The organism is Ralstonia pickettii (assembly GCF_001699815.1).
Taxonomy (GTDB): Bacteria; Pseudomonadota; Gammaproteobacteria; order Burkholderiales; family Burkholderiaceae; genus Ralstonia; species Ralstonia thomasii.
The window spans coordinates 1-12,179 of the sequence record NZ_MCGB01000015.1 but is presented as its reverse complement, the minus strand read 5'-3'; the positions used below and the strand labels follow the sequence as shown (position 1 = coordinate 12,179).

Annotated in this window: 11 protein-coding genes and 1 pseudogene; 2 read left to right on the top strand and 10 right to left on the bottom strand. The window is 64.4% G+C overall.

The genetic code is table 11. The annotated features are described in order from the left end of the window. A pseudogene (locus tag BEK68_RS01875) lies at positions 1 to 389 on the bottom strand (TAT-dependent nitrous-oxide reductase); the annotation flags it as partial. A 238-nt stretch (positions 390 to 627) separates the two neighbouring features. Here BEK68_RS01875 and BEK68_RS01870 point away from each other — a divergent pair. Beyond that, complete coding sequence (locus BEK68_RS01870) at positions 628 to 1,050, top strand: c-type cytochrome (RefSeq protein WP_004627754.1); 423 nt, start codon at positions 628 to 630, stop codon at positions 1,048 to 1,050. Positions 1,051 to 1,054: 4 nt separating this feature from the next. Then, positions 1,055 to 2,095, top strand: a complete 1,041-nt coding sequence (locus BEK68_RS01865; protein ID WP_012430153.1) for an FAD:protein FMN transferase — start codon at positions 1,055 to 1,057, stop codon at positions 2,093 to 2,095. A gap of 75 nt (positions 2,096 to 2,170) precedes the next feature. Here BEK68_RS01865 and cheZ read toward each other — a convergent pair whose 3' ends face one another. The 9 genes from cheZ to BEK68_RS01820 form a co-directional block, all read right to left on the bottom strand. Further along, positions 2,171 to 2,839: a protein phosphatase CheZ gene (gene cheZ / locus BEK68_RS01860; RefSeq protein ID WP_004627757.1), complete on the bottom strand. Its 669-nt coding sequence runs from the start codon at positions 2,837 to 2,839 to the stop codon at positions 2,171 to 2,173. Further along, positions 2,839 to 3,240, bottom strand: coding sequence for a chemotaxis response regulator CheY (cheY, locus tag BEK68_RS01855; protein ID WP_004627759.1), 402 nt, complete (start codon positions 3,238 to 3,240; stop codon positions 2,839 to 2,841). The genes cheZ and cheY overlap by 1 nt, the downstream gene beginning before the upstream one ends. A gap of 149 nt (positions 3,241 to 3,389) precedes the next feature. Beyond that, complete coding sequence (locus tag BEK68_RS01850) at positions 3,390 to 4,517, bottom strand: protein-glutamate methylesterase/protein-glutamine glutaminase (RefSeq protein WP_012430152.1); 1,128 nt, start codon at positions 4,515 to 4,517, stop codon at positions 3,390 to 3,392. Between the two features lie 23 nt (positions 4,518 to 4,540). Further along, entirely contained in the window at positions 4,541 to 5,158 is a 618-nt protein-coding gene (gene cheD / locus BEK68_RS01845) for a chemoreceptor glutamine deamidase CheD (protein ID WP_037022279.1), read from the bottom strand. 89 nt (positions 5,159 to 5,247) lie between these two features. Then, a complete protein-coding gene (locus BEK68_RS01840; protein WP_012430151.1) occupies positions 5,248 to 6,129 on the bottom strand; it encodes a CheR family methyltransferase in 882 nt (293 codons plus the stop codon). Between the two features lie 103 nt (positions 6,130 to 6,232). Then, positions 6,233 to 8,137: a methyl-accepting chemotaxis protein gene (locus tag BEK68_RS01835; RefSeq protein WP_012430150.1), complete on the bottom strand. Its 1,905-nt coding sequence runs from the start codon at positions 8,135 to 8,137 to the stop codon at positions 6,233 to 6,235. A gap of 224 nt (positions 8,138 to 8,361) precedes the next feature. Continuing rightward, positions 8,362 to 10,209, bottom strand: a complete 1,848-nt coding sequence (locus BEK68_RS01830; RefSeq protein ID WP_012430149.1) for a methyl-accepting chemotaxis protein — start codon at positions 10,207 to 10,209, stop codon at positions 8,362 to 8,364. Between the two features lie 123 nt (positions 10,210 to 10,332). Continuing rightward, complete coding sequence (locus BEK68_RS01825) at positions 10,333 to 10,824, bottom strand: chemotaxis protein CheW (protein WP_004627770.1); 492 nt, start codon at positions 10,822 to 10,824, stop codon at positions 10,333 to 10,335. Positions 10,825 to 10,904: 80 nt separating this feature from the next. Next, positions 10,905 to 12,179, bottom strand: a 1,275-nt coding sequence (locus tag BEK68_RS01820; protein ID WP_170816365.1) for a chemotaxis protein CheW, incomplete at its 5' end; no start/stop codon positions are given.

Below are 12,179 nucleotides of genomic sequence, written 5' to 3'. Positions count from 1 at the left end.
TTCGTACCCATCACCTTCTTCGATTCGTTCGTGATGCCCCAGCCGACCAGCGCATCGGGCACGAACATCGGAATGCGATGGATCTCGCGCCCCGAGGGCATGCCCATGACACGCATGTCACCGGTATGTCCGCCGCTCCACAGGCCGTAGTAGGTGTCGAGTTCACCCGGCTTCGGATGCAAGCCCGCGATGACGTGTTCCCCTGCGGCCGTGGCCGTGGGCGCGCTGGCAGATGCGGCGGGTGCGGCAGCGGGTGTGCCCTTGTCAGTGCATGCCACGACCGTTGCCAACCCGGCAAGCGCTGCGCTATTCATGAAGCGACGCCGCCCCGGTACGCTCAGCGCTTCTTCCTGCTGTGTGGATGGCGATTGTTGGTGCTTGGTCATCATCGATCCCTGTATCGATTTCTCTATCGGTTTTCACAAAGCCGGGCGGAAAGATGCCGGCTCACATCTGCGCTCTGACCTTCTCGGCAAGTCGCATCTTCGGCTCGCAGGCAGCCGAAGCAATTGACTTTCGTCACACATTCTTGAAAAACATATTTTTTATGCATCTTTATGGCAAGGGAGCGTACAGAATGCGATTCGTGTTCATTTGCGGACCCCGCGCCGACTCAAGGAGATTTCCATGCGCACGAAAACCACCCTAGGGCTGATGTTGATTTGCGGTGCCGTTCTTGCGGCCTGTGGCCAGAAGGAACCCGCCGCGCCCGCGGCCTCCACCGCTGCGGCACCCGCGCCGGTACAAACCAGCACACCCCCCGCCGCAACGACGGTGGCCGCAGCAGCGGAACCGGAGAATGCGCTGGGTAAGCGCACGTTCGCCAACGTCTGCTCGATGTGCCACGCCGCAGGGGTTGCCGGGGCACCAAAGCCGGGCGACAAGGCCGACTGGGGGCCACGCATCGCACAAGGTAAGGACACCCTTTACAAGCACGCACTGGAGGGCTTCAACGGCAACAAGGGGGCCATGCCCGCACGCGGTGGATCGACCTTGCCGGACGACGCCATCAAGGCTGCGGTTGACTACATGGTGGCGAAGTCGCAGTAGCGCCATGCATCCGCTGCCCCCTTCCAACCTGGGCCGCCGGCGCTGCCTGGCGGGGGTGCCCCTGCTGGCAGTCGGCATGTTCGTACGGCCGGCCCTGGCAGACCCCACTGTGGAGCGCGCATCCACTCAATTGCTGGGCACTCAAATCGACATCATTGCGCAAGACGCGAGACCGGGCGCCGCCGGTGCGGCCATGCGCGCTGCCTTTGTGGAGATGGCGCGGCTCGAATGCTTGATGAGCCGCTACCGGCCCGACAGCCAGGTCAGCGCACTGGCACGCGCGGCGGGGCGGAACCCCGTGCCGGTGGCACCTGAAGTCATGTCGGTGTTCAAGCTTGCCCGACAGGTCTCGGAGCAAAGCCGCGGCGCCTTCGATATCACCGTCGGCGCGTACTCCGGCTGGAATTTTGATCCGGAGCACAGCCGCATTCCGAGCAGCAGCGAACTGGCGCGTGAGCGCCGCTTCGTCAACTATCGAGACGTCGTTCTGGACGAGCGCCACGGCAGCGTCTACTTGCGACGCCCGGGGATGAGGCTGGATCTTGGCGGCATTGCCAAGCTGCCGATCCTGGAGGCAGGCATGCGCGTGCTACGGCAACACGGCATACGCGATGCCATGATCAACGGTGGAGGCGATGTGGTGGCCAGCGGGAAGCTGCAAGGTCACGAATGGCGCGTCGGACTGCGCGATCCGCTTGCGCCGGAGCGACTGCTGGGCGTGGTCACGCTCAGTGACGGGGTTGTGGCGTCATCCGGAGACTACGAGCGTTACTTCATGCACAACGGTCAGCGCTTTCATCACGTTCTCGATCCGGAAACGGGTCTGCCTGCGCATGGGCCCCATGGCGTAACCCTGGTCAGTCGCGACGTTGACGACGTCAACGGCCTTGGCGCGGCAATCATGGCAGCGGGCACCGCCACCGGGCAGCGGATGCTTGCACCGATGCTCGCACGCGTGGATGCCCTGATCGTAGGTTCTGGAGTTCGGCCATGGATGTCGGCCGGAATGGCAACGCGCTTGCGGCAGTTCTCTGCAAGCAGTTGACGTTGATGCCGCCCGCTCAGGGTTCGGCAGAAGAAGTACCGGCCCTCGCGACTGCGAGGGCCAGGCAACGCAGGTTCAGAAGCCGAGGCTTTCCAGCAGGTCGTCCACCTGTTCCTGGTTGGCAACCACATCCGGATGGTCCGGATTGATCTGCGGGCCGTTGAGCAGCGACGTCGCCACTTGTGCAGCTTCCACGCGAAGGTGTTCCGGCGCGTTGTCGAGGAGGATGCCGACGAGCTGGCTTTCGATGAGCTGGACAACGTCCAGCACCTTCTTGATCACCTGGCCAGTCAAGTCCTGGAAGTCCTGCGCCATCAGGATTTCCATGAGTTGCTGGTTCGTGTCGCGCGTTTTTTCAGGAACGCTGCGCAGGAAGCCATTGGTCTGGCCGACCAGCTCGCGGATCTCGTCGTCGCCCAGTTGGCGGTCCATCCACGACTGCCAGCGGTTGACCAGCGCCTGGGAGTCGGACTCCAGTGCGTCTTGCACGGGCCGCGCCGCGTCGATGGCGTTGAGCACGCGGGTGGCCGCCTGCTCGGTCATGTTGGCGATGTAGTTCAGGCGGTCGCGCGCGTCGGGGATGGCTGATGCGGCCTTCTCGACACCCTTGTCCAGGCCCAGTTCGCGCATGCTTTCGCGCAGCATGCGGGTGAGGTGGCCGATGCGCTGGAGCATTTCGGGCATGTCGCCGTGGTCCACGCCCTCTGCGGCCAGCGCCTGGGCGCCATCATGCATCTCGCTCATCACGCCCCCTTTTCGAGCTTCTCGAAAATCTTGCCCAGCTTTTCGTCCAGCGTGGCAGCCGTAAAGGGCTTGACCACGTAGCCGTTGGCTCCTGCCTGGGCAGCGGCGATGATGTTTTCCTTCTTGGCCTCGGCCGTCACCATCAGCACCGGCAGCTTGCTGATGGCGGTGTTGGCGTCAGCCCGGATGCTCTGCAGCATCTGCAGGCCATCCATGTTGGGCATGTTCCAGTCCGAGATCACGAAATCGAACCGGCCTTCCTTGACCTTGGCCAGGCCGGCGGCGCCGTCTTCGGCCTCGTCGACGTTGGCAAAACCGAGTTCCTTGAGCAGGTTACGCACGATCCGGCGCATCGTCGGGAAATCGTCGACGACGAGGAATCGGTACTGGCTCTTGTCCATGGACACAATCTCCGCAAACTAACTGAATTGGGGGGTTTCGGGCTTCCTTGGCAATCTTATCGGCGCCTGGGGCCGATTCTTGAGCGCCGGAATGGTTTGGGGCGCCTGACTGCTGCGCCCCGCAACCAATGTACCCATAAAGTGCAGCGTTAAACCCGCGTCACGCGGCCATGTGCAGACAGCTTGGCCAGCACGTGCGGGCCGATCTGCGACAGCGGCAGGACTTCGTGCACGCCGCCGTGGGCCACGGCTTCCTTGGGCATGCCGTAGACCACACAGGACGCCTCGTCCTGCGCGACGTTGTAGGCGCCGGCGTTGCGCATTTCCAGCATGCCCACCGCGCCGTCCTTGCCCATGCCGGTGAGGATGACGCCCAGGGCGTTGGCACCGGCGTTGCGCGCGGCGGACCGGAAGAGCACATCCACGGCCGGACGATGGCGGTTGACCGGCGGGCCCTGGTCCAGCTCCGTGACGTAGTTGGCGCCGCTGCGGCCCAGCGACAGGTGCATGTCACCCGGGGCAATGTAGGCATGGCCGGGCAGCACACGCTCGCCGTGCGCGGCTTCCTTCACGCGGATGCGGCACAGGCCGTCCAGCCGCTTGGCAAACGACGTGGTGAAACCCGCCGGCATGTGCTGCACGATCAGGATGCCGGGGCAGTCGGGCGGCATTTCCAGCAGGAAATCCTTGATGGCCTCGGTGCCGCCTGTGGAAGCGCCCACGATGATGAGCTTTTCCGTCGACGAGAAATGGGTACGCGCAAGTGCCGGCGTGGCCGGTGCGTGCTCCGCGCGAACGTGTGCGCCGGGCGTCGATGCCGTTGCCGAGCCGGCCGCAGCAACCGGTGCGGCTGTGCGCGGACGCAGCTTTGCCCGTGCTGCCGCGCGGATCTTGTCGGCAATCTGGTCGGCGTATTCGTTCATGCCGTCGCGCATGCCCAGCTTGGGCTTGGCGACAAAATCCACCGCGCCCAGCTCCAGCGCGCGCAGTGTGGCTTCAGAGCCGCGCTCCGTCAGCGAAGAGATCATGACCACCGGCGTCGGGCGCAGGCGCATGAGCTTTTCCAGGAAGTCGAGGCCGTCCATCTTCGGCATTTCGACGTCCAGCGTGAGCACGTCCGGATTGGTCTGCTTGATGAGGTCGCGCGCGATGATCGGATCGGGCGCCACACCCACCACTTCCATGTCCGGCTGGCTGTTGATGATCTCCTTCAGGATGCTGCGGATCAGTGCGGAATCGTCGATGCACAGCACCTGAATCTTGCGTTTGTCGTTCATGTTCGGGGGGCAAGTTTCAGGGATTAAGTAAAGAGTTGCAGGCGCGAGGCTGGCTTCGTCGTGATGGACTTCGACAGCTTGCTGGCGTATTGCGCCTCGCTGTCCAGCTCGGCCGCCGAGTTTTGCGAGCGCAGCTTGCGCACCATGATCTGGCCGGTCGACGGTACGAAATACACCTTGCGCGGATGCACGTCGAACAGGTCTTTGGCGGCCACGGTCAGGCCTTCGTTGCGCAGGAATTCGAGCACGAACTTGCCGTTGCGCTCGCCCACGTCGAGTGTGCTCATGCCGGCCAGCACGGCGGCGCCGCCAAACACCTTGATCTCCAGGCGCTCGCGCTTGGCGCCCGCCTTGTAGAGCTGGTTGAGCAGCACTTCCATGGCGTGTGTGCCATAGCGCATGGAGGGCGACAGGATCGATTCCCCTTCGTTGCGCGAGGGCAGCATGAAGTGGTTCATGCCGCCAATGCCGAGGGTCTTGTCGCGCACGCAGGCGGACACGCACGAGCCGAGCACCGTGACCAGCATCAGGTCTTCGGTGGTGACGGAATACTCGCCGGGCAGCACTTTCATGGCGCGCCGGCTGAAGGTGGTGTCGTAGTAGGCGTGGGTGCTGGCCGCCGATTGCGCGAGCGTGGCCATGGCGCCAGCGCTCATGCCGCTGGCCATGCCGCTGTCGCCGCGCACGGCATCGGCGGCCGATTGCGGCGTCGCGCGTTTGCCGAATTCGATCATCGTGCCCCCATCCTGGCGCGCAGCTCGGGGGCGATCTCGTACACGGTCTTGCCGCGCAGCGACCACGCCTTGGTGACCTGCAGGAAGCTCTCCGAATGGCCGGCAAACAGCAGGCCATCGGGTTTCATCACGTCGATGAAATGCTCAAGAATCTTGGCCTGCGTGGGCTTGTCGAAATAGATCATCACGTTGCGGCAGAAGATCACGTCGAACTTCTGCTGCAACGGCCAATCGCGGTCGAGCAGGTTGATCTGGCGAAAGTCGATCATGGCCTGCAACTCGGGCCGCACGCGGGCATAGCCTTCGTGCTTGCCGGTGCCGCGCAGGAAATACTTTTTCAGGCGCTCGGGCGACAGGGCCGCGACACGCTCCATCGGATAGATGCCGGCGCGGGCGCGGGCCAGCGCGTTGGTATCCACATCCGAGGCAATCACGCTCACCTGGCTGGGCGACATCGAGCCAAAGGCTTCGGCCAGCGTGATGGCGATCGAGTACGGCTCTTCGCCGGTCGACGATGCCGAACACCACACGGTGAACGGCGTGCGCTTGGCCTTGGCGTGCTCGTGCAGGATCGGGAAGTGATGCTGCTCGCGGAAGAACGCGGTGAGGTTGGTGGTCAGCGCGTTGGTAAAGGCCTCCCACTCGTCGGGCAGGTGGCCTTTTTCCAGTGCATCGAGGTAGTCGCGGAACGAACCGAGGTTGACCACACGCAGGCGGCGGGCCAGCCGGCTATAGACCATTTCACTCTTGCGGTCGGACAGCGAGATGCCGACGCGCCGGTAGATCAGGTCGCGGATGCGGCCGAAATCTTCGGCGGTGAATGAAAACTCGCGCGACGCGAGCGTCGGCGAAACTGGCGCCAAGTTTTGTGCTGCCATGGATAACTAACCCCGTGTTTGGCGAGTCTTGATGCCCGCTCTCAGTCGTTGGCGGGCACCGTTACCGCAGGCCGCGCCAAGTTTGCTGTGGGCGAGGCTGGCGTCAGAAGGTGCTCCAGTCATCTTCATCGGCAGAACCGGTGGTCAGCTTGAGGGCCGGGGCGACGACGGCCTCCGAAGCGGCTGCCGAAACGACGGCGGCAGCCACCGGCACAATCGGTGCATGTGCATCGTGAGGCGCTTTTTCTCCTTGCTCGGCAGCCGGGCCGGCAACCTGCTCGGGGGCAGCCTCCGGTAACACGGCCGGCTTGGCGGCTTTGCGCGACGCCAAGGCGCGCGCAACAGAGGGCACCACTTCGGTCTTGTGGGGGCGGGCTTCGCCGGGCACGGCTGGCGCCGCAACGGCAATCGGCGCCGCCACGGCCAACTCGGCCGAGGCATCGGTGCGGAACGTTGCCACTGCATTGCGCAGCAGTTGCGCCTGTTCTTCCAGCGACAGGGCGGCGGCGGCGGCTTGCTCCACCAGCGCGGCGTTCTGCTGCGTGACCTCGTCCATCTGGTTCACGGCCTGGTTGACCTGTTCGATGCCGGAGCTTTGTTCGTCCGACGCGGCGGAAATCTCGCCCATGATGTCGGTCACCCGGCGCACGGCCACTACCACCTCCTCGATCACCGTGCCGGCTTCGGCCACCAGGGCCGACCCGTTGCGCACACGGCCAACGGAATCGCCGATCAGCTCCTTGATTTCCTTGGCCGCCGTGGCCGAGCGCTGCGCGAGGCTGCGCACCTCGCCGGCCACCACTGCAAAACCGCGTCCCTGTTCGCCCGCGCGCGCGGCTTCCACCGCTGCATTCAGGGCGAGGATGTTGGTCTGGAAGGCAATGCCTTCGATCACGCCGATGATGTCGGCGATCTTCTTGCTGCTGGCGTTGATGCCGGCCATGGTTTCGACCACGCGGCCCACCACTTCGCCGCCCTTGACGGCGATGTCCGACGCGCTGCCGGCCAACTGGCTGGCCTGGCGGGCGTTGTCGGCGTTCTGCTTCACGATGCTGGTCAGCTCTTCCATGCTGGAAGCGGTTTCCTCCAGCGACGAGGCCTGCTCTTCCGTGCGCTGCGACAAGTCTGCGTTGCCGGCCGCGATCTGCTTGGTGGCGCTGGCAATGGAATCGGCGGAACTCTTGATGTTGGTGATCGTGCCGGTCAGTTGCTGCTGCATCTGCGCCATGGCGAAGAGCATGCTGCCATGGTCGCCGGGGCGGGTCTGCACGTGCACGGCCAGATCGCCGGCGGCAATGCGGCGCGCGATCTCGGCCGCGTACGAAGGCTCACCGCCCAACTGGCGCGACAGCCGGCGCGCAATGACCAGGCCCAGCACGATGCCGAGCAGCGCACCTGCACAGGCCATCACCATCATCACCAGGCGCGAGCGGTGTGCATCGTCACGGGCCTTGACGGTGGACGCGGCAGAGACCTCTTCCACACGCTTGACCATCTTGTCGAGCGTCTTTTCAAACGCGGCGGTGTCGTCCAGCAGGCCGACGTTCTCGGCCGTGACGCGGCTGTCGAACTGGGTCGGGTCCAGGCCCTGCTTGTCCATCAGCGCAACGAAATCGGTCATGCGCTTGCCCCAGACGGGGTAGATCGCATCGACCTCGCGGATCATCTTCTTGCCTTCGTCCGACGTGAACAGCGGGCGCACGTTCTCCACCCCGTCTTTGAGGTGCTGCATGCTGTCGGCAATCTGCGTGCTGAGCGTCTTGCGCTCGGTGAGCGTGGTGGCAATCAGCAATGCGGTCTGCGCACGGCTGGCGTGTGCCAGGCTGTTGGCCGCGCTGCCCATCTGCGTGATGGCGCGCATCTGCTTTTGCGCCAGCTCTTCGCTGGCCTTTGTCAACTGCGTGATCGTATAGATGCCCAACCCGCCAATGGCTGCGCCCATGGCCGCCACGATCAGAAAACCACCGGTGAGTACCGTGGACACCGGCAAACGCTTGATCCAACCCATGTTGTCTACCCTCTTCCTGTTTTTATATGCCCCCTACCGCTATCGGCCTGCGGGGGACGGCTCTTTAGAACCGCCGTGAGGTCATGCCACTTCAGTGGGGGGTCACCCCGGCTTCAGCGGGCACTAGCCCAGGCAAAAAAAAACCTGCCCCGGAGGGCAGGCTGCACACCACAAACACACACGAGAGAGCTTTCGCGAGCAGCGAAGATCCCGTGCATACATGGTCAAAAGGTCTCCCAGTCGCTATCGTCGCCGCCTGCGGCAACGAGCTTGGGTACGGGCAACTTGGGCGCTGACGCAGCCGCTTTGGTCTCGGCAGCGGCGGCGGTGCGCTCGCGTTGTTGTTCCTTGGCGGAGGCCGGCGCTGCAGTTGCAGCCCCGGTCTGCGCGATGGGTTCAGCGGTGTTGCTGCCTGCTGCGGCCTTCGGCTTGGCGGCACGGCTGGGCACGGCCTTGGCTTTCAATGCCGGCTTGGCTGCCACGCGCGCGGCCACCGACACTGCGGGTACCACGTTGGCCTGCGCGCCGGCTTGCGTGCGGAACGCCTCCACAGCCTGGCGCAGCGCGCTGGCCTGCTCCTGCAGCGACATCGCGGCGGCAGCAGCCTGCTCCACCAGCGCGGCGTTCTGCTGCGTGCCTTCGTCCATCTGCGTGACGGCCTGGTTGACTTGCTCGATACCCGCGCTCTGTTCGTCCGATGCGGAGCTGATCTCGCCCATGATGTCCGTCACGCGCTTGACGGCGACCACCACTTCGTCGATCACGCTGCCCGCTTCCGCCACCAGCGTCGTGCCGTTTTCAACGCGGCCAACCGAATCGCTGATGAGTTCCTTGATTTCCTTCGCAGCCGTGGCCGAGCGCTGGGCCAGGCTGCGCACTTCGCCTGCCACCACCGCAAAGCCGCGGCCCTGCTCGCCTGCGCGGGCGGCTTCGACCGCCGCATTCAGCGCCAGGATGTTCGTCTGAAAGGCAATGCCTTCAATCACGCCGATGATGTCGGCGATTTTCTTGCTGCTGGCGTTGATGCCGGCCATGGTGTCCACCACCCGGCCAACCACTTCACCGCCCTTGACGGCGATGTCCGATGCGTTGCCGGCCAGCGTGCTGGCCTGACGTGCGTTGTCGGCGTTCTGACGCACGATGCTCGTCAGTTCTTCCATGCTCGATGCGGTTTCTTCCAGCGCCGAAGCCTGCTGCTCGGTGCGCTGCGAGAGGTCCGCATTGCCGGCAGCAATCTGCTGCGTGGTACTGGCAATCGAGTCGGAACCCGAGCGCACCTGCCCCACCATCTTCTGCAGGCTGTCCTGCATGCGCTGCAGTGCGCGCAGCAGGCGGCCGGTTTCATCGGCGCGATCCACCTGGATGGTGTGCGTAAGGTCGCCCTGCGTGATGTGCTCGGCCGTTTCGATGGCGCGCATCAACGGCAGCGTGATCGAACGGCGTAGCGCCCACGTCAGCAGCCCGCCCACCAGAATGCCGCCTAGCAGCAGGCCGGTGGTGAGGGCGCTGAGATTGCGCTGTTCTGCCTGGCTGGCTTCGTAGCTGGTTTTGGCCACGTCCATCTGCAATCGGTTGAGCGCCGCGACCTTGTCGCCAAGGGGGCGGTACAGCGCCGGCATGACGTCCATGACCGTCTTGTTGATGCGCGCTTCGTCGTGCGCTTGCACGGCTTGCATCAACACCTGTGCGCCATCACGCAGGAAGACGTCGCGCAGGCCCTGAGCCTCGTCGGCCAGCTTGCGTTCGTCTGCCGGGGTGGGCAGCGCGCGGTAGCGCTTCCAGGCGGCGTCGGACTTGTCGAGGAACATCTGGGCGCGCTCAATCGTCTTTTCCATGCCGGGCGCATTGGGCGCCATGGCTGCACGATCCAGCACGATGCGGAAGCTCAGGAGATTGGAATCGGATTCGGCCAATGCCACGGTGCCCGCCAGCTGCACGGCATAGCCGTCCTGCACGCGGGTGTTGGCGTGCCGCATGCCAATCAGGCCCGTCAAGCCCACGATGACGGCGAGCACACCAATGCCCGCCATCATCAGCCCCAAACGGAGCCGGATGGTCATTTTGCTGAACATGCTTCCCTCCCCTAACGGCGCCGCACCTGTTGTTACGGTGTCTTGTCGCCGCTGGGCCCCGTGGGCCCAACCTTCATTTGCCGTGGGCACATACGCCGTGCCCCGGCCGAATTCATGTCGCGATCAGGCGGCTTCAGCTTCGTCACACAGAGCCATGTCGGCCGACAGCAGCAGGCGCTCGATGTCCACCAGAATCAGCATGCGCTCGTCGATCGAGCCCAGGCCACGGATGTACTCCGTGTCCAGCGCGCCCGAGAACTCCGGCGCTGGCTTGATCTGCTGGCTTTGCAGCGTCAGCACGTCCGACACGCCATCCACCACGATGCCGACCACGCGGTCCATCAGGTTCAGGATGATCACGACGGTGTACTGGTTGTATTCGACACGATCGAGCTGGAACTTGATGCGCAGATCAACGATCGGCACGATGATGCCGCGCAGGTTGATCACACCCTTGATGAAGTCGGGTGCATTGGCAATGCGCGTGACGGTCTCGTAGCCGCGGATCTCCTGCACCTTCAGGATATCGATGCCGTATTCCTCGCGACCCAGCGTGAAGGCCAGGTACTCCTCCCCGCCGGTGTCGTCGCCGATCGCGTGTTTCTTGACTTCCATTGCGGCTCCCCTCGGCCCCGTCGGGCCACTAGATTGAATTCATTTTGGGTGGCGGATCCCACCCCGGCTGGCGTGAACGCTTATGCCGCGGCCATCGCCTCGGTCGAGAATCGACCGCCTTGTGGTTCGCCCAACTCGTGCTTCTCGGCAGTAACGGCACGCATCGCGTTTTCTGAATGGCCCGAACGGGTCTCGCGCATCAGTGCCGACACATCGACGATCAGGGCCACGCTGCCGTCGCCCAGGATGGTCGCGCCCGAAATGCCCGGCACGCGGCGGTAGTTGGTCTCGAGGTTCTTGACCACCACCTGCTGCTGGCCGACCAGTTCGTCGACCTGCAGCGCAATCTTCTTGCCTTCCGAATCCAGGATCACAACGATGCCTTCCGACGGATCGGGCAGCGACGGCGTGATGCGGAAGCGTTCGTACATCGGCACCAGCGTCAGGTATTCGTTGCGCACCTTCAGCAGGCGACCGCCGCCCGGCACGGCCTTGATGTCTTCCGGGCGCGGCTGCAGCGATTCGGCCACGCACGACAGCGGGAGGATGAACACTTCGTCGCCGGTCTTGACCGACATGCCGTCGAGAATCGCCAGCGTGAGCGGCAGCACGATGCGGATCGTCGTGCCCTTGCCCTTCTGCGACTGGATCTCGACGTAGCCGCCCATCGACTGGATGTTCTGCTTGACCACGTCCATGCCGACGCCCCGGCCGGAGACGTCCGTCACCTGGTCGGCCGTGGAGAAGCCCGGCGCGAAGATGAGCTGGTTGATCTCGTCGTCGGTCATGTTGTCCGACACGGGCAGGCCGCGCTCGCGGGCCTTCTTGAGGATCTTGTCGCGGTTCAGGCCCTGGCCGTCGTCGCTCACTTCGATGACGATGTTGCCGCCCTGGTGGGCCGCAGACAGCAGCAACTGGCCGGTGGCGTCTTTGCCGGCGGCCACGCGGGCTTCGGGCAGTTCGATACCGTGGTCCAGGCTGTTACGCACCAGATGGGTGAGCGGATCGATGATCCGTTCGATCAGGCCCTTGTCCAGTTCGGTCGATTTGCCGAACGTCGACAGCTCGACCTGCTTGCCCAGCTTGTGCGCCAGGTCGCGCACCAGGCGCGGGAAGCGGTTGAACACGTAGTCCATCGGCATCATGCGAATGGACATGGCGGCCTCTTGCAGGTCGCGTGCATTGCGCGTGAGTTGCGACAGGCCGGCAAACAGGCGCTCGTTGAGCACCGGGTCGAAGGCCTGCGCGGTTTGCGCCAGCATGGCCTGCGTGATGACGAGTTCGCCCACCAGGTTGATGAGTTGATCGACCTTTTCCACGCCCACGCGGATCGACGTTTCGGCAGCCACGGTCGG